The 22565-nt window shown below is 46.5% G+C and carries 24 protein-coding genes and 1 tRNA gene; 17 read left to right on the forward strand and 8 right to left on the reverse strand.

Annotated features, from left to right (window positions below):
* The first annotated feature begins 7 nt into the window (after positions 1–7).
* The 5 genes from ICN26_RS06695 (at position 8) to ICN26_RS06715 (ending at position 1669) form a co-directional block, all read left to right on the forward strand.
* On the forward strand, positions 8–331 hold the full coding sequence (locus tag ICN26_RS06695; protein WP_046330087.1) for an integration host factor subunit alpha: 324 nt from the start codon (positions 8–10) through the stop codon (positions 329–331).
* On the forward strand, positions 309–659 hold the full coding sequence (locus ICN26_RS06700; RefSeq protein WP_216268411.1) for a MerR family transcriptional regulator: 351 nt from the start codon (positions 309–311) through the stop codon (positions 657–659). The genes ICN26_RS06695 and ICN26_RS06700 overlap by 23 nt, the downstream gene beginning before the upstream one ends.
* Positions 660–684: 25 nt before the next feature.
* Positions 685–761, forward strand: a tRNA-Pro gene (locus ICN26_RS06705).
* Positions 762–783: 22 nt separating this feature from the next.
* On the forward strand, positions 784–1185 hold the full coding sequence (locus ICN26_RS06710) for a PaaI family thioesterase (protein WP_216267722.1): 402 nt from the start codon (positions 784–786) through the stop codon (positions 1183–1185).
* Between the two features lie 199 nt (positions 1186–1384).
* Positions 1385–1669 carry an H-NS histone family protein gene (locus ICN26_RS06715; protein WP_216267723.1) on the forward strand — a complete coding sequence of 95 codons (285 nt, stop codon included), beginning with the start codon at positions 1385–1387 and terminating at the stop codon, positions 1667–1669.
* An 87-nt stretch (positions 1670–1756) separates the two neighbouring features.
* On the opposite strand, the gene ICN26_RS06720 is transcribed toward ICN26_RS06715, so the two are convergent.
* Entirely contained in the window at positions 1757–2458 is a 702-nt protein-coding gene (locus ICN26_RS06720) for an excisionase family DNA-binding protein (RefSeq protein ID WP_216267724.1), read from the reverse strand.
* A gap of 299 nt (positions 2459–2757) precedes the next feature.
* On the opposite strand from ICN26_RS06720, the gene ICN26_RS06725 reads away from it, so the two are divergent.
* From ICN26_RS06725 to bamC, 9 genes are all read left to right on the forward strand, one after another.
* Complete coding sequence (locus tag ICN26_RS06725; protein WP_216267725.1) at positions 2758–5613, forward strand: 2-oxoglutarate dehydrogenase E1 component; 2856 nt, start codon at positions 2758–2760, stop codon at positions 5611–5613.
* 42 nt (positions 5614–5655) lie between these two features.
* Complete coding sequence (odhB, locus tag ICN26_RS06730; protein ID WP_216267726.1) at positions 5656–6864, forward strand: 2-oxoglutarate dehydrogenase complex dihydrolipoyllysine-residue succinyltransferase; 1209 nt, start codon at positions 5656–5658, stop codon at positions 6862–6864.
* 11 nt (positions 6865–6875) lie between these two features.
* Complete coding sequence (lpdA, locus tag ICN26_RS06735) at positions 6876–8312, forward strand: dihydrolipoyl dehydrogenase (RefSeq protein WP_216267727.1); 1437 nt, start codon at positions 6876–6878, stop codon at positions 8310–8312.
* A complete protein-coding gene (gene zapE / locus ICN26_RS06740) occupies positions 8313–9416 on the forward strand; it encodes a cell division protein ZapE (RefSeq protein WP_216267728.1) in 1104 nt (367 codons plus the stop codon).
* Between the two features lie 9 nt (positions 9417–9425).
* Complete coding sequence (locus ICN26_RS06745) at positions 9426–10274, forward strand: 3',5'-nucleoside bisphosphate phosphatase (protein WP_216267729.1); 849 nt, start codon at positions 9426–9428, stop codon at positions 10272–10274.
* Between the two features lie 53 nt (positions 10275–10327).
* Positions 10328–11530, forward strand: a complete 1203-nt coding sequence (locus tag ICN26_RS06750) for a tryptophan--tRNA ligase (protein ID WP_216267730.1) — start codon at positions 10328–10330, stop codon at positions 11528–11530.
* A 7-nt stretch (positions 11531–11537) separates the two neighbouring features.
* Positions 11538–12098, forward strand: a complete 561-nt coding sequence (locus ICN26_RS06755; RefSeq protein WP_255534425.1) for a class I SAM-dependent methyltransferase — start codon at positions 11538–11540, stop codon at positions 12096–12098.
* Between the two features lie 76 nt (positions 12099–12174).
* Entirely contained in the window at positions 12175–13047 is an 873-nt protein-coding gene (gene dapA / locus ICN26_RS06760) for a 4-hydroxy-tetrahydrodipicolinate synthase (RefSeq protein ID WP_216268412.1), read from the forward strand.
* Positions 13044–14192 (forward strand): NlpB/DapX family lipoprotein, encoded by a 1149-nt coding sequence (bamC, locus tag ICN26_RS06765; RefSeq protein ID WP_216267732.1) that lies wholly within the window; start codon positions 13044–13046, stop codon positions 14190–14192. Before dapA ends, bamC begins: the two co-directional genes overlap by 4 nt.
* A gap of 71 nt (positions 14193–14263) precedes the next feature.
* Here bamC and ICN26_RS06770 read toward each other — a convergent pair whose 3' ends face one another.
* A complete protein-coding gene (locus ICN26_RS06770; protein ID WP_216267733.1) occupies positions 14264–14449 on the reverse strand; it encodes a hypothetical protein in 186 nt (61 codons plus the stop codon).
* Positions 14450–14563: 114 nt separating this feature from the next.
* Positions 14564–15790 (reverse strand): cupin domain-containing protein, encoded by a 1227-nt coding sequence (locus tag ICN26_RS06775; protein ID WP_216267734.1) that lies wholly within the window; start codon positions 15788–15790, stop codon positions 14564–14566.
* A gap of 44 nt (positions 15791–15834) precedes the next feature.
* Between ICN26_RS06775 and ICN26_RS06780 the strand changes: the two genes are divergently transcribed.
* Positions 15835–16422 (forward strand): FKBP-type peptidyl-prolyl cis-trans isomerase, encoded by a 588-nt coding sequence (locus ICN26_RS06780; protein ID WP_216267735.1) that lies wholly within the window; start codon positions 15835–15837, stop codon positions 16420–16422.
* A gap of 8 nt (positions 16423–16430) precedes the next feature.
* On the opposite strand, the gene cysE is transcribed toward ICN26_RS06780, so the two are convergent.
* Together cysE and ICN26_RS06790 are read right to left on the reverse strand one after the other, a co-directional pair.
* Entirely contained in the window at positions 16431–17198 is a 768-nt protein-coding gene (cysE, locus tag ICN26_RS06785) for a serine O-acetyltransferase (RefSeq protein WP_216267736.1), read from the reverse strand.
* A gap of 28 nt (positions 17199–17226) precedes the next feature.
* Complete coding sequence (locus tag ICN26_RS06790) at positions 17227–17976, reverse strand: RNA methyltransferase (RefSeq protein ID WP_216267737.1); 750 nt, start codon at positions 17974–17976, stop codon at positions 17227–17229.
* Between the two features lie 130 nt (positions 17977–18106).
* Between ICN26_RS06790 and ICN26_RS06795 the strand changes: the two genes are divergently transcribed.
* Positions 18107–18895 carry an inositol monophosphatase family protein gene (locus ICN26_RS06795; protein ID WP_216268413.1) on the forward strand — a complete coding sequence of 263 codons (789 nt, stop codon included), beginning with the start codon at positions 18107–18109 and terminating at the stop codon, positions 18893–18895.
* A 13-nt stretch (positions 18896–18908) separates the two neighbouring features.
* Here ICN26_RS06795 and ICN26_RS06800 read toward each other — a convergent pair whose 3' ends face one another.
* From ICN26_RS06800 to ICN26_RS06810, 3 genes are read right to left on the reverse strand one after another with little or no spacing between them, the layout of a single operon-like run.
* A complete protein-coding gene (locus tag ICN26_RS06800) occupies positions 18909–19697 on the reverse strand; it encodes a UDP-2,3-diacylglucosamine diphosphatase (RefSeq protein WP_216267738.1) in 789 nt (262 codons plus the stop codon).
* Positions 19694–20197: a peptidylprolyl isomerase gene (locus ICN26_RS06805; protein ID WP_216267739.1), complete on the reverse strand. Its 504-nt coding sequence runs from the start codon at positions 20195–20197 to the stop codon at positions 19694–19696. Before ICN26_RS06805 ends, ICN26_RS06800 begins: the two co-directional genes overlap by 4 nt.
* Positions 20198–20242: 45 nt before the next feature.
* Positions 20243–21055 carry a tetratricopeptide repeat protein gene (locus ICN26_RS06810; protein ID WP_255534426.1) on the reverse strand — a complete coding sequence of 271 codons (813 nt, stop codon included), beginning with the start codon at positions 21053–21055 and terminating at the stop codon, positions 20243–20245.
* 88 nt (positions 21056–21143) lie between these two features.
* Here ICN26_RS06810 and cysS point away from each other — a divergent pair, with 88 nt between their 5' ends.
* A complete protein-coding gene (cysS, locus tag ICN26_RS06815) occupies positions 21144–22565 on the forward strand; it encodes a cysteine--tRNA ligase (protein WP_216267741.1) in 1422 nt (473 codons plus the stop codon).

Consider the following 22565-nt stretch of genomic DNA (forward strand, 5'->3'; position numbering starts at 1 on the left):
TTTCGCCATGAATGATTTAGTTAGCAACGATACCGTTACCAAGAATGAGCTCTCGGAAGCTCTCTTTGATCAAGTTGGCTTAAATAAGCGCGAAGCTAAGGACATGATTGATGCCTTCTTTGACCGTATTGGAAAATCTCTGGAGACTGGTGTTGAGGTGAAGATTTCTGGATTTGGTAATTTTCAGTTACGCAACAAATCTGCTCGCCCAGGACGTAATCCAAAAACTGGTCAAATGATTCCAATTGCTGCTCGTCGTGTTGTGACATTTCATGCAAGCCAAAAGCTGAAGGACGTAGTTGAGTCTCATGCTCGAGAAAACAGCATTTGATACTGGGTCGGTGCTGCTGAGTTCGCAGCTCCCCCCAATTCCTTCTAAGCGTTATTTCACTATTGGTGAGGTATCCGAGCTTTGCGGTGTTCGTTCCCATGTATTGCGCTATTGGGAGCAAGAGTTTACCCAACTAAGCCCCCAAAAGCGTCGCGGTAATCGCCGCTACTATCAACATCATGAAGTTGTCTTAATTCGTAAGATTAGGGCGCTTTTATATGAAGAGGGCTTCACGATCAGCGGTGCCCGAAATCGTCTTGATGAGGCTCGTGGTGAGCTTCGCTTGCGCGATGAGTTGCAGGCTGTCCTGCAAATTCTCTCCAAATAGTTACTGATACAATTTTGTTTCTCGTCGGGGCGTAGCGCAGCCTGGTAGCGTACATGCATGGGGTGCATGTGGTCGGAGGTTCAAATCCTCTCGCCCCGACCATTCAATTGCACATCTCCTTCTTATGACATCAAACTCAAACAACACTACGTATTTTGGATTGACCATCCCTTTTTTGGCTCACTTGGGGGTTGTTCCTGAGTATGCCGAAGGCGGTAAATCCCGTATTAGCCTAGTCATCAAACCAGAATTCGAGAATAGCTTTCAGATTGCTCATGGTGGCGTTGTCATGACCCTATTAGACTTTGCGATGGGAGCGGCAGCTCGCAGTACTGTGAACCAGCAACTTGGCGCCATGACAATTGATATGAACGTCAGCTTCTTGCGCCCAAGTATCGGCAAGATTGCGGTGGAGGGTAGCGTTCTGAAGTTTGGTAAAACGATTCATTACTGCGAGGCCGTAGTATTGAATGAGGACGGTGAAGTTACTGCTAAATCTAGCGGGACATTTATGCTGAGAAGGTAATGTAACTTATTAATAATAAATATAGTATTTATAATGATATTTATATAATTCCAGCATTAGTACGAAAAGCATTAACCTATTCAGGTTTTATGGTTTATTCACTAAAATCACTCTCCAATTCATATTAAGCGTATAATGTGAATCTAGAAATAATTATCTTTTTGATTATCTCGTAACTAATATTCGGAGAAATTACTAAATGTCATCTTATAAAGAGCTTTTAGCCCAGCGTGAACAGTTAGATAAACAAATTAAAGAAGCAGTTTTACGTGAAAAGGCTGACGGCATCGCTAAAGCCAAGCTTATTATTGAGCAGTATGATTTAACAGCTTCAGACTTATTCAGTCGTAAAGCTGGCGCCCGTAGCTCTGGTGGCAAGGTTGCCCCAAAGTACCGTAATCCATCTAATGGTGATACTTGGACTGGACGTGGTAAGGCTCCAAAATGGATTGAAGGTAGAGATCGCAGTAATTTTTTGATATAAGCTATTGATTTAATTAGATTTTTTATTTAAAAAGCCGCTCAATATCAGATTGAGCGGCTTTTATGTTTTATGGGGCTGGCTTAGAGTCTAGGCACACTTTCTATTGAGCGCCTGAATAAATATAGGCTCCAAGAGTTCGTGCCGATTTTTATCCCCTACGTTATTTTCAAGCTCTGGGTTAGTAGCTGGATAGCCAATAATCAGCGGATTTTGGTCAATCAGGCCGTTTTCAAGTTCCTCCTGTAGCACTTCAGGGTAACGCGACTTTACGCCAACCGTATTTTCATCTGCAAGGCCTATAACCCCAGGATGAAGGCGAATAAATCCCTCATCCACCAAAATAGGAATACGCTGCGTGTCCTTGTTTTTGCTCAAATAATGGATGAGATGTACCTGCTCAACTGGTGGAATCAGGGCATCTAGAAAAATGAGGTCGGGGGCAATTGAAACTGCCTTCATCAGACCCTCAAGGCTATCAACAGATACCTCCATATCTACCTTTAGCTGCCAGCATTGAATAGATTCGATTAACTCATGGCTATTTTCAGCTCTTCTGAATATGCCCATCGCAATACAGTTTTGGGTAGTTTTTTGGCGCATGGCTCTTTTACGGCGTGCTAGCTGCTGATCTAGAGAGCTTGCCAAGATACGTCGGTGACCCCCACGCGTCTTCCAGGCGATTAATTCACCTAATTCAACCATTTTCTGGACGGTGCCAAGTGATACCTGCAGCACTTTTGCGCTTTGACGGGTGCTTAGATATTCCAATTCTGGGGTAATCGCTTTCATATGTCCCTAATCTCATTAATTTATTTGGAGATTTAGAGAATACGAATCAAGTCTGAGGGAATCTGTCGGGTATGGTTTAAATCAGAGTAGGAAAATTCTTATTCAAGTCCTAAAAAAGGGGCGGCGGCTCTAAAAGTCCTCAAATCAGGGAAAGCCCTTTATGAATCAATGGGTAGTCGTGTTAAATTAGTGTAGTTGTAAGAGTATTCGCACAGATCAATTCGTAAAGCGGTTTAGCCGTGGAGCGAATGGTTTTAACCACAGTCTTTATTCGGGAAACCCGATGAAAGGTGAGCATCATGATGCAAGATCAAAGAGATAGCTCTTATCTCTTCGGTGGAAACGCCCCTTACGTAGAGGAACTCTACGAATCTTATTTGCACGATCCAGGCTCTGTAGCCGACCATTGGCGAGATTATTTTGATAATGTGAAGCAAGTCCCAGCGTTCGATGGCTCCTCTAGGGCCGATGTCGCTCATGGACCTATCGTTGCTTCCTTTGCTGAGCGGGCTAAGCAAGGCCCCATCAGAACAGTTTCTGATTCGGCTGACTCTGAAATGGGGCGTAAACGCGTTGCCGTTCAGCAGTTAATTGCCGCATATCGTAACGTTGGTAATCGCTGGGCTGATATTGATCCTTTGAAGCGAATCGAGCGCAAGGATATTCCAGAGCTAGATCCTGCTTTTTATGGTTTTACTGATGGCGATATGGATATCGTCTTCAATACGAGCAATACCTTCTTTGGCCGCAACGAAATGACCTTGCGTGATTTGCTGCAGGCATTGCGTCAAACTTATTGCGGCACCTTGGGTGCCGAGTACATGTTTATTGCTGACCAGACCATCAAGAAATGGTGGCAAGAAAAATTAGAGTCGATTCGCTCAACACCTAGATTTAATATGGATGAGAAACGCCATATTTTGGATCGCGTGACTTCAGCAGAAGGTTTGGAGCGCTATCTTCAAGCAAAGTACGTTGGTCAAAAGCGTTTCTCCCTTGAAGGTGGTGAGAGCTTTATTGCCTGTATGGATGAACTGATTCGTGAGTCCGGCTCTAAAGGTGTGCAAGAGATTGTGATTGGTATGGCTCATCGTGGCCGTCTGAATGTACTGGTGAATGTTTTAGGAAAAATGCCTTCAGATCTTTTTGCTGAGTTTGAGCATAAGGGTCCAGAAACATTGCCTGCGGGTGATGTGAAGTATCACCAAGGTTTCTCGAGCGACATTTCTACTCCAGCGGGACCTGTTCATCTATCGCTTGCATTTAATCCCTCTCATTTAGAAATCGTGAACCCGGTAGTAGAGGGCTCCGCACGCGCTCGCATGGAGCGTCGTGGTGATATGTTGGGTGAGCAAGTACTGCCAGTATTAGTGCATGGAGATGCCGCTATTGCAGGTCAAGGTGTGATGCAAGAAACCTTAGCAATGGCAGAGGTCCGCGGCTATTACACTGGCGGCACGATTCATATCGTGATTAACAATCAGATTGGTTTTACTACATCCGATCCTCGTGACTTGCGTTCTAGCTTGTATTGCACAGACATCATGAAGGTGATTGATGCGCCTGTATTGCATGTGAACGGTGATGATCCTGAAGCGGTTGTTTTGGCTACCAAGCTAGCTGTTGAGTTCCGCACTCAGTTCCACAAAGATGTGGCCATTGACATTGTTTGCTTCAGAAAGCTGGGTCATAACGAGCAGGACACTCCAGCAATGACACAGCCATTGATGTACAAAATCATCGCAGCTCATCCGGGCACACGTAAGTTGTATGCGGATAAATTAGAAGCTCAAGGTGTTTTGCCTGCTGGCACCGGTGAACTGATGGTCAAAGAGTATCGCGCGGCGATGGATGCTGGTAAGCAGACTTCAGACCCCGTTCTCAGTAACTTCAAAGGTAAGTTTGCGGTTGATTGGTCACCATTTCTCAATAAGCGTTGGACTGATGAGGCTGATACTGCCATTCCATTGACCGAGTGGAAGCGCCTAGCAGAACGAGTTTCTACCGCTCGAGAGGGTTTTAAGGTTCATCCCTTAGTCGAAAAGGTCTTAAAAGATCGTGCCGCTATGGGCCGTGGTGAAACTAATGTTGACTGGGGTATGGGTGAGCATATGGCTTTCGCATCCCTAGTGGCTAGCGGCTATCCAGTTCGCTTATCCGGCGAGGACAGTGGTCGCGGTACTTTTACCCATCGTCATGCAGTTTTGCATAATCAAAACCGCGAAAAATGGGATACAGGGGTCTACATTCCCCTGCGCCATATTGCCAAAGATCAGGCTCCTTTTTTAGTGATTGATTCCATCCTTTCTGAAGAGGCTGTTCTTGGTTTTGAGTATGGCTATGCCGCTGCAGAGCCAAATACACTGACTATTTGGGAGGCCCAGTTCGGCGACTTTGCGAACGGCGCTCAAGTGGTGATCGACCAATTTATCGCTTCAGGAGAGGTGAAATGGGGTCGTGCAAACGGTTTGGTCATGATGTTGCCTCACGGCTATGAGGGCCAAGGCCCGGAGCACTCATCTGCACGTTTAGAGCGCTTTATGCAGTTATGCGCTGATACTAATATGCAAGTGATTCAGCCAACAACCGCATCGCAGATCTTCCACGTCTTGCGTCGTCAAATGATTCGTCAGTTCCGCAAGCCGTTGATTTTAATGACACCAAAATCATTACTACGTAATAAAGAGGCTGCTTCGCCATTGACTGAGTTCACCAAGGGTGGTTTTCATACCATCCTTCCCGAGCGCGATGAGAGCATCGACGGTAAAAAGGTCACTCGATTAATCATGTGTTCTGGCAAAGTCTATTACGACTTAGCCAAAGTACGTGCCGATAAAAAACTAGAGGATGTAGCGATTATTCGTTTGGAGCAGCTCTATCCCTTCCCGCATAAAGCGTTGACTGTTGAGTTGAAGAAATATCCAAACTTAGAAGAGGTAGTGTGGTGTCAAGATGAGCCACAGAACCAAGGCGCATGGTTCTTTGTTCAGCATAATATTTTGGAGAATATGTCTGAGGGAATGAAACTGGCTTATGCAGGTCGTCCAGCTTCTGCTTCACCAGCTTGTGGCTACGCTCATCTCCATCAAGAACAACAGAAGTCTCTTCTTACTGCAGCATTCGCAAAACTAAAGGGTTATGTCATTACGAAGTAATCGTAGACCTTACTCACATATAAATACTAAACAGGATTAATCATGGCTATTTTTGAAGTTAAAGTCCCCCAGCTCTCCGAGTCAGTAGCAGAAGCTACTTTGTTGCAATGGAAAAAGAAAGTCGGTGATGCGGTCGGTCAAGATGAGATCTTGATTGAAATTGAAACTGACAAAGTTGTACTAGAAGTTCCTTCACCATCTGCTGGCGTTATTACAGAAATCGTTGTTGCTGATGGCGGCACCGTTGTTGCTGAGCAATTGATTGCGAAAATTGATAGTACGGCTGTTGCTGCAGCGGCTCCTGCCGCCGCTGCACCAGCACCTGTCGCCGCTCCAGCTGCTGCTCCAGCTAAAGCAACGCCTGCAGCAAAATCATCTGGCGCGGCGGCTGCACCTTCCGCAGCAAAAATTTTGGCTGAAAATAATATGACTACCGCTCAAGTTGCAGGCTCCGGTCGGGATGGTCGTGTGACTAAAGGTGATGCACTCAATGCTGTCGCTGGAGGTGCATCTTCCTCTGCTTTGCCAAGCGCACCAATTCCACTAGGTAATCGCCCTGAAGAGCGTGTACCAATGAGTCGCTTGCGTGCCCGTATTGCTGAGCGTTTGCTAGAGTCTCAAGCAAACAATGCCATCTTGACTACTTTTAATGAAGTCAATATGGCTCCAGTAATCGCTATGCGCAACAAGTACAAAGATCAGTTTGAAAAAGTGCACGGCGTGAAGTTAGGCTTTATGTCCTTCTTTGTTAAAGCTGCTACCCATGCCCTGAAGAAGTTCCCATTATTAAACGCATCTGTTGACGGCAACGACATCGTGTATCACGGTTACTTTGACATCGGCATTGCAGTGAGCTCACCACGTGGCTTAGTAGTTCCAATTCTGCGTGATGTGGATCAAATGAATTTGGCTGATATCGAGAAGAAGATAGCTGAGTTTGGTGTAAAAGCTCGCGAAGGTAAGTTGTCGTTAGAAGATTTAACCGGCGGTACATTCTCCATCTCTAATGGTGGCGTATTTGGTTCGATGCTTTCTACTCCGATTATCAATCCCCCACAGTCTGCGATTTTAGGCATTCATGCAACTAAAGAGCGTGCAGTGGTTGAGAACGGTCAAATCGTGATTCGTCCGATTAACTACCTGGCTTTGTCATATGACCATCGCATTATTGACGGTCGTGAGGCAGTGCTTGGCTTAGTAGCCATGAAGGATGCATTGGAAGATCCTTCACGTCTTCTCCTAGATCTGTAAAAGGAAAGAACATGAGCCAATCATTTGACATAGTAGTAATCGGCGGTGGTCCTGGCGGTTATATCGCTGCGATTCGTGCGGCGCAACTTGGCTTTAAGGTTGCCTGCGCTGAATCCAGTGCATATGACGATCCAAAGGGTGAGATACGTCTGGGTGGAACTTGCTTGAACGTTGGCTGTATTCCTTCTAAAGCTTTGCTTGCTTCGTCTGAGGAATTCGAGAAGATTAGTCATCACGTAGCCGACCATGGCATTACCGTTGGATCGGTAAAGTTAGACTCCGACAAGATGATCGCTCGTAAGGATGCGATTGTGACCAAGATGACTGCGGGTATCCAGTTTTTGTTCCGAAAAAACAAAATTACTTTGTTAAAAGGTCATGCATCATTTGAAGGTAAGGGCGCTGACGGTTATCAAGTCAAAATTGACGGCAAAGATAAAGAAGTAGTTACTGCTAAAAATGTGATCATTGCTACAGGATCTAAAGCGCGTCATTTGCCAGGCATTCCGGTTGATAACGTTTTAATTAGCGATAACGAAGGTGGTCTCAAGTTTGATTCCATTCCGAAGAAGCTTGGTGTCATCGGCGCTGGTGTCATTGGCTTAGAGCTCGGTTCGGTATGGCGTCGTGTTGGCTCTGATGTGACTATTCTTGAAGCGCTCCCAACTTTCTTGGGCGCATGTGATCAAGGCATTGCAAAAGAAGCTCATAAGATCTTCACCAAGCAAGGCCTCAAAATCAATATGGGTGTCAAGATTGGCGAAGTGAAGGCAGATAAAAAAGGTGTTGTAGTTAACTACACTGATAGTGAAGGCAAAGCTCAGAAACTAGAGTGCGATCGTTTAATTGTTTCTGTTGGTCGGGTTCCCAATACGGACAAACTAGGTCTCGATAAGATTGGTCTGAAAGTAGATGAGCGTGGTTTCATTCCAATCGATGATCATACTTGCTCAACAGCAGCGCCCGGTGTTTACGCTGTGGGTGATGTAGTGCGTGGACCTATGCTGGCTCATAAGGCTGAAGACGAAGGTGTGCTTGTTGCTGAAACGATCGCAGGTCAGAAGCCGCACATTGATTACAACTGTATTCCTTGGGTGATTTATACCGACCCCGAAATTGCTTGGGTTGGTAAAACTGAAGAGCAGCTTAAACAGGCTGGTATTGCCTATAAAGCAGGTCAGTTCCCATTCGCGGCTAACGGTCGTGCATTAGGCATGGATCGTGCTGATGGTTTTGTCAAAGTTTTGGCTGATGAAAAAACAGACGAAATCTTGGGTGTTCACATCATTGGACCAAATGCTTCCGATTTAATTGCTGAAGCGGCCGTAGCGATGGAATTCAAAGCAGCAGCTGAAGATATTGCACGTATCTGTCATCCACATCCAAGTCTATCGGAAGTGGTTCGCGAGGCAGCATTAGCGACGGATAAACGTGCATTAAACATGTAATTGAAAGCATTAGAGTTTTATCATCAAGAGTTAAAGGCGCGCGGGTATCACAGCGATCCCGCGCAACTAGCTGCTATTGAGCGCTTGCAGCGCTGTGAAGATGAGTGGGTTGCTTATAAAGAGATCCGCAGCAGCGGTTTAAAAAAGAAACTCTTTAAACCAAAACTCCCTCGCGGCGTCTATTTGTGGGGCGGAGTAGGTCGCGGCAAATCCTTTTTGATGGATGTCTTTTTTGCTGCATCTCCTTTAGAGAAAAAGATCCGCATTCATTTTCATGAATTCATGCGAGAAGTGCATCGTGAGCTTCATGAGCTTTCTGGTATGGCGGATCCATTAGATGAACTTGCCAAAAGAATTGCTAATAGGTACCGACTCATTTGTTTTGATGAGTTTCATATCAATGATATTGCCGATGCCATGATTTTGTATCGCTTGCTGAGCGCACTCTTTGAAGATCGCGTCCAGTTTGTGATGACCTCAAACTATGAACCTAGCCAGCTCTATCCCAACGGCTTGCATCGGGATCGTTTGCTACCGGCCATTAAGCTATTAGAAGAGCAACTCGATGTCATGAATGTCGATGCTGGCAATGACTATCGCCGCGTACAGATGGCTCGAGTTGAGGCCTACTTGATACCATTAAATGCCGCAACTCATGCGATCTTGATGCAGATGTTTCAGACCTTAATTGGTAATCAAAAAGAGACTGTCCGTCCGGTGTTGCGTATTGAATCTCGGGAGCTAAGGCCACTACATATGGCCGAGGGTGTAGTTTGGTTTGATTTTCAAACCTTATGCTGTGGTCCAAGGTCACAAAACGACTATTTGGAGATTGCCAAGCAGTTTCATACGGTGATTTTGTCTGGGGTGCCTTACATGCCCCCTAGAATGACTAATGAAGCCCGCCGCTTTATTTGGCTGATTGATGTCCTCTATGACCATAAAATCAAACTAATCATCTCTGCAGAGGTCCCGGCGGTCGATTTATATACCGAAGGCCAGATTACCAGTGAGTTCTCCAGAACGGTTTCTCGTTTAATTGAGATGCAGTCTCGTGATTACCTAGATGCACCGCGCCGGGTAATTGATACCAGCTTGACCTAAAATAAGGTCATGACTAGCAATTCCAGCCTAAACGCAGATTTACACTGTCACTCCGTTGTGTCTGATGGAACACTGACGCCTGAGGAGCTGGCTGAGCGTGCCTATGCGAACGGCGTGCGTTTATGGGCATTGACCGATCACGATGAGCTAGGCGGTCAAGAGAGGGCGCAGCTTGCTGCTAGCGCACTGGGTATAGATTATCTACCTGGGGTTGAGATTTCGGTAACCTGGATGGGGCAAACTATCCATATCGTTGGCTTAGGTATTGATGCTGCCCATGCAGGAATTCTAGAGGGCTTACGTCGTACTCGCGAAGGTCGCGGTAATCGCGCTAAGCAGATGGCCGAACAATTATTGAAAGCTGGGATACCTGGCGCGTATGAAGGCGCATTGCACTTTGCCGGTAATCAAGAACTCATTTCTCGCACACACTTTGCACGCTTTCTGGTGGAACAGGGCATTTGCAAAGATACTGACCAAGTCTTTAAAAGATATCTGGTTGAAGACAAGCCGGGCTACGTACCGCATCTTTGGGCAACGCTAGATGATGCAGTTGCTTGGATTAAAGGGGCGGGAGGTGTTGCTGTGATTGCACATCCTGGCCGTTATAAGCTGAGCGCCATGCAGATGGATGAACTCTACAAACATTTTAAAGAAATCGGCGGCATTGGTATTGAAGTCATTACCGGCAGTCATAGTCCAAATCAATATCAAACCTATGGCAAGATTGCCCAACACTATGGATTTTTAGCTTCTCGAGGCTCAGACTTTCATGACCCAGAGGAAAGTTATATTGACCTAGGCACCTTGCCGCATTTGCCGGATCACCTGACTCCAGTGTGGTCGCTGTTTCATTAAGCGGCCTAACATACTTAACCTTTTTTAAATACTCTTAAAGAATAAAGATCAAGATGTTTGCAGAACGCGTTCTCTCTGGCATGCGCCCAACTGGTAGCTTGCACCTTGGCCACTACCATGGTGTTTTAAAGAATTGGGTTCGCTTGCAATCTGAGTACCCCTGCTACTTTTTTGTTGCTGACTGGCACGCCTTAACGACCCACTATGAAACTCCGGAAGTGATCGAGAAATCGGTATGGGATATGGTGATTGACTGGTTAGCATGTGGTGTTGATCCAAACCAAGCGACTTTATTCATTCAGAGCAAAGTGCCTGAGCATGCAGAGCTATTTCTATTGTTGGCGATGGGCACTCCTTTGGGTTGGTTAGAGCGCGTGCCAACGTATAAAGATCAAATTGAAAAGCTCAAAGAGAAAGATTTGCAGACCTATGGCTTCTTAGGCTACCCCTTGCTACAAGCCGCTGACATTTTGATGTATCGCGCTCAATTTGTACCGGTAGGCGAGGATCAAGTGCCACACGTCGAGATGACTCGTGAAGTAGCGCGTCGTTTTAATTATCTCTATGGTCGCGAGCCTGGCTTCGAAGAGAAGGCCTTAGAGGCAGTTAAAAAATTGGGTAGTAAGCGCGCCAAAATGTATGCTGAATTGCGTGTCGCTTTTCAGGAGCGGGGCGATGAAGAGGCTCTAGAGCAAGCCCAGGCACTATTACAAGAAGCGCAAAGCCTGTCGATGGCTGATCGCGAGAGGTTGTTTGGTTTCTTAGAGGGGGCTCGCAAAATTATTCTGCCAGAGCCACAAGCTTTGTTAACTTCGGCATCCCGCATGCCGGGCATTGATGGGCAGAAGATGTCCAAGTCTTACGGTAATACGATTAGTATTCGCGAAAAACCTGAAGAGCTTATTCGCTCAATCCGCACCATGCCAACTGATCCAGCTCGCGTGCGCAGAACCGATCCAGGTGACCCAGCGCGTTGTCCTGTTTGGCAACTCCACACAGTGTATTCGAGCGAAGACACCAAAACTTGGGTTCAAAAAGAATGTCAATCTGCAGGCATTGGTTGCTTAGAGTGCAAGCAGCCTGTGATTGATGCCATTCTTGCTGAGCAGCAGCCCATGTTTGAACGTGCCCAAAAGTACTTGGATGACCCAAGTTTATTGCGCTCCATCATTGCTGATGGTTCCGATAAAGCGCGTAAGGTTGCTCAAGAAACCATGCGCGAGGTCCGAGAGTCCATGGGCTTGGCTTACGACTAAGGCTCCCTTGACTGCACATGATGCAATCGCAAATGCTTCGCCTTGGGTGAAGCGTTTTGCTGCAGCTATCCCAGTTGATGGGGTAGTTCTTGACCTGGCCTGCGGCGCCGGTCGACATACGACCTTGCTGGCTTCTCTTGGTCATCGGATTCTAGCGGTTGACCAAGATGTTTCTGCCATAGAGCTGCTGAAAAGTGATGCTATTCAAATCCAGAAACTCAATCTAGAAGGCGCAGATTGGCCCTTGCTAGACCAGCAGTTTTCAGGAATTGTGGTGACGAATTATCTTTATCGTCCTTTTCTAGATGAGTTACCCAAAATGCTATCTCAGGGTGGCATCCTCATCTATGAGACCTTTGCCGATGGGAATGCGGTATTCGGTAAACCCTCAAACCCCAATTTCTTACTAAATCCAGGGGAATTACTGGCTTTGGCACAGCGATCCGGCCTGAAAGTGATTGCCTACGAGGATATTTACCTAGATCAGCCTAAACCAGCCATGGTTCAGCGGATTTGTGCCGTAAAAGGGCATTTAAAAGGGTGCATTCCGTTACAATTTGTTGCTTAACATTCAGAAAATTCAGACACATTCAGTGACTAATACAACACAATCCAAAGTCAGTAAAAAGCCTATCGCAGGCAGTATGCCTGCCATTGTGACGCCGATGTTCGAGGATGGAAGCCTGGATTTTCCGGCTTTACGTTCCTTGCTAGATTGGCATGTTGCCGAAGGTTCTGATGGCATTGTTATTGTGGGTACTAGTGGAGAGTCCCCTACGGTATCCGTAGAAGAGCATTGTGAGCTCATTAAAGTAACTGTTGATCATGTTGCTGGGCGCATCCCAGTGATCGCTGGCACTGGTGGTAATTCCACTACTGAGGCAATCGAGCTAACCAACTTTGCTAAGTCAGTTGGTGCTGATGCGAGTCTGCAGGTGGTACCTTATTACAACAAGCCAACCCAAGAGGGTATGTATGCCCACTTCAAGAAAATTGCAGAGTCGGTTGATTTGCCTGTAATTCTGTATAACGTCCCCGGTAGAACTGTTGCTGATCTTGCTGGCGAGACAACTGTTCGCCTAGCAGGAGTCCCGGGAATTATCGGCATTAAAGATGCCACTGGAAGTATTGAGCGCGGCACTTTGTTGCTAGCTGATCTACAGCGTGCTGGGCATCAAGATTTTTCCGTATTTTCTGGCGACGATCTCAGTGCCGCAATGCTGATGCTCATGGGTGGCAAGGGTAATATTTCTGTAACGGCTAATATCGCGCCCCGCTTAATGCATGAGCTCTGTCAGGCCGCAATGTCTGATGACGTGGTCAAGACGCGCGCGATTCAATATCAATTACTGGCGGTACATAAAGCTATGTTTACTGAGGCAAATCCGATTCCTGTGAAATGGGCTCTGCATCAAATGGGTAAAGTGACCTCAGGCATTCGATTACCCTTAACCCCTTTGAGTGTTGCCTTGCGCGAACCTTTGAAGGCTGCATTGAAACAGGCTGGCTTACTATGATGAATTTGATGCGACCCTTGCGCCAACACTGTGCAATCCTACTAATGCTCTCGTTGGTAAGCGTTGTTTTGCTTGGCTGTAAATCTGTAACAACGAATGACACAGTCGACTACAAATCTGCTGGGGCTGTGCGTGGACCTAATTTGTCTTATCCACCAGACCTAATTACCGCTCAAGCTGATCGTCGTTATATCGTTCAGGATGGTTCTGCCACCATGTCTGAGTACAATGCTGCAGTAAAAAAATCAGTCCAAACCCGCAAGAACGTTATGACTGGTATTCCGGGGATGCGCATCGCCCGTGATGGTGAACGTCGTTGGTTGGTTGTAGAAAAGCCAGCTCCAGAACTCTATCCACAAATTAAAGATTTCTGGCAAGAGAATGGTTTCCTTTTGGTGATTGACTCACCCTCTACCGGCATTATGGAAACGGATTGGGCGGAGAATCGCGCTAAGATCGCACAAGACTTTATTCGCTCTGCAATTGGTGGTGCATTGGATTCTCTTTACGATACCGGTGAGCGCGATAGATATAAAACACGTCTTGAAGTCAGTAAACCTGGTGAAACAGAAGTTTATATTACTCAACGGGGTGCGATTGAAAAATGTACAACCGATAGTACTGGCGCTTGTATATCGACTATTTGGACCTCGCGTCCAAATGATCCTGAGCTTGAAGCAGTATTCTTGGCTCGCTTGATGGAGCGTTTGGGCATGACCCAAGAGATGGCGAGGGCTCAGGTTGCAGCACCACTAGGTCCAAAGACGCCTAAGGCAAAGTTAGTTCAAGAGGGCGTGAATACCGCTTACATTAATGTGGCAGCCGGATTTGATCGTGCATGGCGTGATACTGGACTTGCCTTGGATCGCTCCAACTTTACTGTTGAAGATCGTAATCGTGCGAATGGCGTTTACTATGTACGTTATGTCAACCCTAAGGATTTGGGCGACACCAAAGGATTTTTCACTAACTTGTTCAGTAGCAAAGACGACTCAAGTTTGAAGGCTAAGAAGTATCTCGTCGTGGTTAAATCGGCTGGCGATAATTCTTCAAGCGTCTTCGTTCAAAATGCGGATGGTAAGCCTGAAAATACTGCAGCTGGATTGCAACTCTTAACATTGCTGACGGAGCAAATGGCCCGATAGGTATTAAAGCTGAGAGAAATTAGGTAATAAAAAAGCCGCTGATCAGCGGCTTTTTTTCTTCAAGAAGAAGATTACTTCTTAGCGTCAGCAGCAGGTGCAGCAGCAGGAGCAGCTGGAGCGGCAGCAGGAGCGTCAGCAGCTGGAGCGGCAGCAGCAGGTGCAGCAGGAGCAGCTTCAACAGGTTTTGCTTCTTCTTTTTTACCGCAAGCGGCCAAAACGATTGCCAACATTGCTACGAGTGCTAGTGACTTCTTCATTTGTAATTTCCTCTTAAAAAATATCTTGAATAACCGGTTATGAATACTTGGTAAGTACAGGGTTAGACCCTAAGTACTTTCCAGTATGCATTATAGCCATCTACTAATTGAGCGTTAAAAAAGCAGCCATCCGGCCTCAAAAGCCTCAAAAAGACTGTTGTTTACTCCAATTTTCCCTAGGGAGCCCTTGAACTGCTTGCTGCTTGCCAATGAGCGCCAGGCTGCCTGTACCAGGGCGGTTTGACCGCCGGTCATTTCTTCGCCGTTGCAGTAAATTCTTGAGTCTAAAGCGAGAAGCCTTGTATAGGGATGTACATGTAAGGCTTGCTTATTAAGTTGGCGTCTAAATTGTTCGGGCGATAGTGTATTGGTCGTTCCATCAAAGTAGGCCTGTGGTTTTGGTTCGCTGAGATAGGCAGCTATGCCAGGAAGAAAAGTTTCTACGCGATCGAGTTTTAAGCTTTTCAACTTTTGCTTTACTTGTGCAATGATTTCATCCGGAAGCTGTTCTGCGCAATGAGTTGCCGCTTGCTTGGGATCTGCGAAGTACTTATTTAGCTCAGGAATATCCTCTAGTGACTCAGCCAAACGCCATAAGCCTTCTTGCAAGATTTCTTTATAGCTTTGCGATCTAAAGCCAACGGACCAAGTTTGACAGCCTGCATCTAAAGCAATGCCATCATGAGCAATATGGGGTGGCAGGTATAGCATGTCGCCTGGCTCTAAATCCCACTCCTGCTCTACTCTAAAGTCCTGCAGAATTTTCAAAGGGAGATTTGGATTCAGCGTTAAATCCTTTTGCTCAGAAATGCGCCAACGTCTGCGTCCCGACATCTGAATCAAAAAGACATCATAAGAATCAAAGTGGGGGCCTACGCCACCGCCATGACCAGCAATGCTGATCATCAAATCATCTAAACGTGCATCCGGAATAAAGCGAAACCAAGAAAGTACTTTTGCGGCTGCAGGATGTTTGGCCTCCATGCCTTGAAGTAGCAGTGTCCAATCCGACTTCTCAATAGAGGGAATCAATTTCTTTTTAAATGGACCGTTTGTAAAAGTCCAAGGCTTTGCCTTAATTAATCTAGATTCCACTGCATCATCACCCGCTATTTTGAATAACTCTTCAGGTGATATCGCGCTACCCAAGGGTTGGCCTATTTGTTTGGCGAGTTCAAAGGCGGGGATGGCGCCTCGGACTAATAGCGGTTTCTTATGCCAATAGGCTTTCATGAACTGTTGAGGACTATTGCCCCCCAGAAGAGCCCATGGGCGATCTAACAGCAGGTTTTGGGGTGCCTGTGGTGGATCGTAGGCTTTGCTCAAGTAAAATGCTGTCATATCAGTAAGAAGCTGTTTAAAACACAATGTTGAATGAATTACGCATGAAGATCGAAAAAAATACCGTTGTATCCCTGCGCTACAAATTAACTGATGCGCAAAATAATATTATCGAGGAACCGGACTCTCCGATGGTATACCTGCATGGCGGATATGAGGGTACTTTTCCTAAAATTGAAACTTTATTGGATGGTCAGGATGTGGGCTACGAAGCCAGCATTCAGCTTGAACCTAGCGAAGCCTTTGGAGAGTACGACCCCGAGTTACTTAAGATTGAGCCACGCGCACGCTTTCCTGAGCCTTTGGAAGTCGGCATGCAGTTTGAGGGTGTTCCAGATGAAGAAGGGGAAGACTCTGATGATGAAGATGAAGACCCCTTGATCTATACCGTTACTGATGTGGCTGATAGCCAAGTTGTTTTAGATGGGAATCATCCACTTGCTGGTATTGCTTTGCGTTTCTGGGTTCAAGTGGAAGATATTCGAACTGCTACAGATGAAGAGATTGAAAATCGACATCCTGTCGGTGCAGAAGCATTTGCATTTGGGATGCCTGATGATTTAGATGATGGCGAGGATGATTCTGTTGGTACAGTCTCTCGGCCTGGCAGCTCATCACCAACTCTGCATTAAGACTAAATCTATTCCTTAAGCCACTCTTTTAAAACGTCGAGCTCTCGCTTGGTATCGCTAGATTCATCGGTATGTGTTGAAGGCATATTGCTCAATTTTGCTAGCGCTTTTTCAAGTGCAGCGATCTTCGCCTCTTGTTCTAGAGTGGCATCAATTAAACCTTTTAATGCCATAGAAACTGGATCATCTACGTTTGGTGTTACGCCATAGGCTGAGAAGTATTCTTTAGTCTTGCTGTCAGGACTACTAGCCTGAGGCAAATCAGGATGCAAGACACGCGCTGGAATTCCCACGGCAGTTGCTCCAGCCGGGATTTCTTTTAGCACTACAGCATTGGATCCAACGCGAGCGCCATCACCAACGGTAAAGCCCCCAAGAACCTTGGCGCCTGCGCTAATGACTACGCCTTTACCGAGAGTAGGGTGACGCTTTACACCTTTATATAGAGAGGTCCCACCTAAAGTAACGCCTTGATAGATGGTGCAGTCATCACCAATTTCAGTAGTCTCGCCAATCACAATTCCAAGACCATGATCTAAAAATACCCTGCGACCGATCTTGGCCCCAGGATGAATTTCAATACCAGTAATGAAGCGGGCTAGCAGCGATAGCAGGCGGGCTATCCACTTCAAACCCAAGTTCCATAGACCATGAGATACCCGATGTATCCAAACAGCATGTAAGCCTGGATAACATGTAATGACCTCTAAGCGATTTCTTGCGGCAGGGTCACGAACAATGATGGAGTCGATTTGGTCGAAGAGCGAATTAAACATAAATTGATTTTAACGGGTAATGCCCAATCTATTTTTTCAAAAGCATCTGTTTGGCAATGCCACGGAGCAGGTCGATTTCTTCTTTATGGAGGCGTGTTCTGGCAAATAGCGCTTGTAAGCGGGGCATGAGCTTTTTGGGATTGACGGGGTCAAGGTAGCCAATGGCCTCTAGCCCCTCGCGCCAGTGATCCAGCATGGCAGCTACAGCTGCAGGATCCGCATAATCTACCGATTCAGTATTAGGAACTAAGGATCTAAGCCCCAAATCCTCTCCCAGGGATTCTCTGAGGGTGAAGGCGCAAACCATGATGGCTTGTGCCAGGTTTAGCGAGGGGTAGAGTGGGTTCGCATCGAGCCATACGCGATGGGTGCACAGTGAAAGGTGCTGGTTATCTAGCCCTGTGCGCTCAGGCCCAAAGAGAAGGGCAACTTGCTGATTCCCTGCAATAGCTGCCTGAACTAATGGGCGAGCTTCTTGCCAATTTAATGCTGGTGGCCCAAATTCACGATCACGACTGGTGAGTCCTAAGACAAGAGTGCAGCCTTGAACGGCTGATTCCAAAGACAAAGTCTCTTGACTGGATTCCAAGACATCGACTGCACCGCTCGCTAAAGCAATGGCCTCAGGGGTCTGGGCAACCCCTGCAATCTTCGGTTCAATCAGGCGTAGATCGCTAAAGCCCATGGTTTTCAGTGCGCGGGCTGCCGACCCTACGTTTCTTGGGTGACTGGTTTCAACTAAAACCCAGCGTAGTAACTGTGCTTGTGATGCATTCATGTCAACGGGAATTCTCTAGTGGCTTGCGAGTTCAATGTAGCAATCGTTTAGAATCAGGGTGTTAGCTCCTTATTGTCCCGCAGTTTGCAATTTGGTGAGCTTGTTCTTATTTAATTTGTCCATCAATACTATGCATCCCATGTTAAATGTGGCCGTTAAGGCTGCCCGTCGTGCCGGAACCGTGATTAATAGAGCCTCTCTGAATTTAGAGCGTCTTCAGGTTGACCGCAAACAACATAATGATTTCGTAACTGAGGTGGACAGACAGGCTGAAGCGGCCATTATCGAAACGCTCAGCGAAGCCTATCCTTCGCACGGATTCTTAGCCGAAGAAACTGGCGCCCAAAACGCTGATGCTGAAAATGTCTGGATCATTGATCCGCTCGATGGCACAACCAACTTTATTCACGGTTTCCCGCAATATGCAGTTTCCATTGCGCTGTCTGTATACGGGGTCACCCAACAGGCCGTAGTGTATGACCCGACTCGTGATGAGTTATTCACTGCTACGCGTGGTGCAGGCGCTTATTTGGATCGTCGGCGTTTGCGTGTTGCCACGCAAGATCGTTTAGCCAATTCTTTGTTAGGTACGGGCTTTCCTTATCGGGATGATCAGGACTTAGAAAAGTATTTAAAAATCTTTGCAGATATGTCGCGCCAATGTGCCGGCTTGCGTCGTCCTGGCGCTGCATCTCTTGACTTAGCCTATGTTGCTGCTGGTCGATACGATGGATTTTTTGAGAGCGATCTCAAGCCATGGGATATGGCTGCAGGCGCTTTATTGATTACTGAGTCTGGTGGACTTGTTGGTAACTACCGTGGTGAAGAAGGCTTCTTACAAAGCGGTGAAGTGATGTGCGCAAACCCACGGATTTTTGCTCAGATGGTGCAGTGCTTATCTAAATATTCCACCTGTTAATTAGGCGGCAGTATTAAGTTTTGATCAGGTCGGTGTAACGTACGCCGTCTTGATTAATGAGTAGTGCGCTTGCGCGTGGTCGCCCACTCTCAGGGTGATCTAAATCCCAGTCTGATAAGACCCAGCGTTGCCATTCCTGGTCTTGTAGATGCTCTTGATGATGTTTAGGGAGATGGGTGTGACCATGTATCAACAAATTTCCAGCCTGATCTTTGAGAACTGCTGCGCAGGCGGCTAAGGTGACATTCGTTTTGACTTGCGCACCCTCAACTGAAGATCTCATTGATCGTTGATATTGGACACTACTATTGCTGCGCAAATGATTAGCAATGGAGCGGCGCCAATTCAAAGGCATTCTCAAGAATAGTTTTTGGATCCAGGGTTTACGAACCGTGCTACGGAAAACTTGATAGCCAATATCTGCCGTGCAAAGTGAGTCGCCGTGACAAAGAATATATTCAGAGCCAGCAATATTGATCTTAGAAGGATCTGTCATCAGGGTCATGCCAGTTTTACTTAAAAAATGCTTGCCAACTAAAAAGTCTCGATTGCCGTGAAGGTAATAAGTATTGACTTTAGTGGACAGTGTTGCAAGCGCATTTTTTACCTCTTGTTGAAAAGGTGAATGTAAAGCGGCATCATCTCCGACCCAATATTCAAATAGATCACCCAAGATCAATACAGCCTCTACCCGAGGGGCGTCTTTTTCACAAAAATCAAAGAAACGTTGCGCCGTCAAGGGCATTGACGGCGTGAGATGCAAATCAGAAATGAGCAGCGCGCTCGAGTATTGCGGAATCATTCCTCGAGAACGCTTGCCTTTTCAATGAGGATGTCTTCAGCAGGAACATCTTGATGAAAGCCTGAATTACCTGTTTTAACTTTACGAATGACATCAACCACATCAAGACCATCAGTGACTTTGCCAAAAACAGCGTAACCCCAACCTTGAGCATTAGGGGCGGTGTGGTTTAAGAAATCATTGTCATTGACGTTAATGAAAAATTGCGCTGTCGCAGAGTGCGGGTCGCTAGTGCGAGCCATAGCCACTGTCCCACGGTCATTCTTGAGGCCGTTGTTTGCTTCATTCTCAATTTGAGCGCCAGACGATTTTTCTTTTAGGCCAGCAGTCATGCCGCCACCTTGAATCATAAAATTATCAATCACGCGATGGAATATCGTGCCATCGTAGTGACCGCTTTTGACGTACTGCACAAAATTAGCAACAGTCTTTGGCGCTTTGGCAGCATCCAGAGTGAGGGTGATATCGCCCTTATTTGTTTTCAGTAGAACTTTGGCCATGATGAATTTACTTTCTATGAATTAGTAGATAAAAAGGTATGAAAATTATTTTGAAGTAGGTGTTGCTGGGATTGCAGGCGCTGCTGGCACAACGCCTTTTTTAGCCGGCTTCAGTATCTCCATCAGTGCTTTTGCACGATTGGTATATTGACGCTGATTTAAGACTGCATCCTTAGCGGCATTGTCATAGGCTTGGGCAGCAAGGCGAATGTAGACCTCGCCTAAGTTAGCGGAGGCAACTGTATAGCTCGGACGTAATTTCAAGGCGAGCTCTAAATAATCTCTTGCCTCGATCCAGCTACCTTGATTTGCCGCTAGTGCGGCTAAGTTGTTATAAGGCTCAGGTAGTTCCGGAAATTGCTGGGTAATCTCAATCAGGGTCTTTTTAGCCTCTACCCACTGACGCATTTCAATCTGCATACGCGCTTTGACGTAACGTAACTGCACATTACCTGGCGTCTTCTTCAGTTGCTTATTAATACTATCAATGGCTTCAGGATATTTTTTGGCTTTAACTAACTTTTCTATGTCGGACGGAACCCCGTTTTTAGTTACAGGATCAGGTTCAATAATTAAAAAGGACAAAAACGGAACAGCGACAGAGTCTGACAACTCGGCGTTAAATTGATCGTAGCCTACGTCACTACCGGCAAGTCTTGGAGGGTCATTGGGACCGTAAGATCCTAGATAGGGCGCTTGAGTGCCTTGAGCGCTAGCGGGGGCTCTATTGAGGGCATTAATTTCAGCCTCTGCTAACTGTTGCCCAGGAGTACTGCAGCCCGTGAGGAATAAAATGGCAAAAATGGCGCAAAAGCCACCCAGCCGGGCTGGACGTAGTAAAAAATGGTTAGCTGGCATAGGGTGTGGGGTGAAAAACGGGCTCATTCGATATACTCAGCGCTCAGTCTAACAAATTGGCGCTACTTGCCCACCCTTTATAGCCCCTATGCTGCAAATCTATAACACTCTCAGTCGTTCCAAGCAGGCCTTTAAACCCATTGAGTCGGGTAAGGTGAAGATATACGTCTGCGGAATGACGGTTTATGACTTTTGCCATATTGGTCATGCCCGGGTGATGATTGTGTTTGATATGGTGGTGCGCTGGTTGCGTGCCAGTGCTTATGAGGTTGTTTACGTCCGTAATATTACCGATATTGATGACAAGATCATTAATCGTGCAATTGAGAATGGCGAGCCTATTTCTGTATTAACGCAGCGTTTTATCGATGCAATGCATGCCGATTCAAATGAATTGGGCTTGATGCACCCCGATCATGAGCCTCGTGCAACCGATTACATCGGGCAGATGCAGGGCATCATTGGCCGCTTGATTGAAAAAGAATTAGCCTATCAAGGCGAGGATGGCGATGTTAATTTCGCCGTTCGATTGTTTCCAGAATACGGTCGCCTTTCCGGTAAATCTCTTGATGAATTAAATGCCGGTGAGCGTGTCGCTGTGGGTGGTGGTAAACGAGATCCATTGGATTTTGTTCTATGGAAGAGTGCCAAACCAGAGGAGCCTGCAGATACGCGTTGGAAATCCCCCTGGGGTGAAGGTCGCCCCGGATGGCATATTGAATGCTCTGCCATGTCATGCGATTTGCTAGGTGAGCATTTTGATATTCATGGTGGTGGTGCAGATTTGCAGTTTCCGCATCATGAGAACGAGATTGCTCAGAGCGAGGGGGCTCTCTACGGCCAAGATCACCAAGCTAGTGATGAGCCTTTTGTAAATTACTGGATGCATAACGGGCATATTCGGGTAAATGAAGAGAAGATGTCCAAGTCATTGGGTAATTTTTTCCTCATTCGTGATGTCTTGAAGAGCTTCGACCCCGAAGTCTTGCGTTTCTTTATGTTACGCGCCCACTATCGCAGCCCAATTAACTATAGTGATTCACAGCTTGAAGAAGCTCGCGCTGGACTAGTTCGTCTTTACACGGCTTTAGCGCAAGTGACATTAAGCGATATGCCTATAGACCCACATTCGCCATGGTCTCAGCGCTTCACTAATGCGATGAATGATGACTTTAATACGCCTGAGGCGATAGCAGTTCTGTTTGATTTAGCTAGCGAAGTGAACCGAACGCTGGGCGAAGACAAGGCGCAGTTGGCTAGCCTTCTCAAAAGCTTGGCTGGAGATCTTAATTTCTTGCAACGTGACCCCATCGTATTTTTGCAAGAAGGATCCCGAGGTGGTGATACGAGCTTATCTGCTGCTGCTATTGAAGAGCAGATTGCGGCACGAGTCGCTGCAAAGCTAGCTAAAGATTTTGCTAAAGCTGATTTAATTCGCAAGACTTTATTAGATCAGGGCGTAGTATTGGAGGATAAACCCGGTGGCATTACTGAATGGCGCAAAAGTTAA

The sequence above is a fragment of the Polynucleobacter hallstattensis genome (assembly GCF_018881835.1).
Lineage (GTDB): Bacteria > Pseudomonadota > Gammaproteobacteria > Burkholderiales > Burkholderiaceae > Polynucleobacter > Polynucleobacter hallstattensis.

Coding starts and splice junctions, on each gene's coding strand:
- ICN26_RS06695 (WP_046330087.1), top strand. CDS start 8: ATGAATGATTTAGTTAGCAACGATACCGTTACCAAGAATGAGCTCTCG.
- ICN26_RS06700 (WP_216268411.1), top strand. CDS start 309: ATGCTCGAGAAAACAGCATTTGATACTGGGTCGGTGCTGCTGAGTTCG.
- ICN26_RS06710 (WP_216267722.1), top strand. CDS start 784: ATGACATCAAACTCAAACAACACTACGTATTTTGGATTGACCATCCCT.
- ICN26_RS06715 (WP_216267723.1), top strand. CDS start 1,385: ATGTCATCTTATAAAGAGCTTTTAGCCCAGCGTGAACAGTTAGATAAA.
- ICN26_RS06720 (WP_216267724.1), bottom strand. CDS start 2,458: ATGAAAGCGATTACCCCAGAATTGGAATATCTAAGCACCCGTCAAAGC.
- ICN26_RS06725 (WP_216267725.1), top strand. CDS start 2,758: ATGATGCAAGATCAAAGAGATAGCTCTTATCTCTTCGGTGGAAACGCC.
- odhB (WP_216267726.1), top strand. CDS start 5,656: ATGGCTATTTTTGAAGTTAAAGTCCCCCAGCTCTCCGAGTCAGTAGCA.
- lpdA (WP_216267727.1), top strand. CDS start 6,876: ATGAGCCAATCATTTGACATAGTAGTAATCGGCGGTGGTCCTGGCGGT.
- ICN26_RS06745 (WP_216267729.1), top strand. CDS start 9,426: ATGACTAGCAATTCCAGCCTAAACGCAGATTTACACTGTCACTCCGTT.
- ICN26_RS06750 (WP_216267730.1), top strand. CDS start 10,328: ATGTTTGCAGAACGCGTTCTCTCTGGCATGCGCCCAACTGGTAGCTTG.
- dapA (WP_216268412.1), top strand. CDS start 12,175: ATGCCTGCCATTGTGACGCCGATGTTCGAGGATGGAAGCCTGGATTTT.
- bamC (WP_216267732.1), top strand. CDS start 13,044: ATGATGAATTTGATGCGACCCTTGCGCCAACACTGTGCAATCCTACTA.
- ICN26_RS06770 (WP_216267733.1), bottom strand. CDS start 14,449: ATGAAGAAGTCACTAGCACTCGTAGCAATGTTGGCAATCGTTTTGGCC.
- ICN26_RS06775 (WP_216267734.1), bottom strand. CDS start 15,790: ATGACAGCATTTTACTTGAGCAAAGCCTACGATCCACCACAGGCACCC.
- ICN26_RS06780 (WP_216267735.1), top strand. CDS start 15,835: ATGAAGATCGAAAAAAATACCGTTGTATCCCTGCGCTACAAATTAACT.
- cysE (WP_216267736.1), bottom strand. CDS start 17,198: ATGTTTAATTCGCTCTTCGACCAAATCGACTCCATCATTGTTCGTGAC.
- ICN26_RS06790 (WP_216267737.1), bottom strand. CDS start 17,976: ATGAATGCATCACAAGCACAGTTACTACGCTGGGTTTTAGTTGAAACC.
- ICN26_RS06795 (WP_216268413.1), top strand. CDS start 18,107: ATGCATCCCATGTTAAATGTGGCCGTTAAGGCTGCCCGTCGTGCCGGA.
- ICN26_RS06800 (WP_216267738.1), bottom strand. CDS start 19,697: ATGATTCCGCAATACTCGAGCGCGCTGCTCATTTCTGATTTGCATCTC.
- ICN26_RS06805 (WP_216267739.1), bottom strand. CDS start 20,197: ATGGCCAAAGTTCTACTGAAAACAAATAAGGGCGATATCACCCTCACT.
- ICN26_RS06810 (WP_255534426.1), bottom strand. CDS start 21,055: ATGCCAGCTAACCATTTTTTACTACGTCCAGCCCGGCTGGGTGGCTTT.
- cysS (WP_216267741.1), top strand. CDS start 21,144: ATGCTGCAAATCTATAACACTCTCAGTCGTTCCAAGCAGGCCTTTAAA.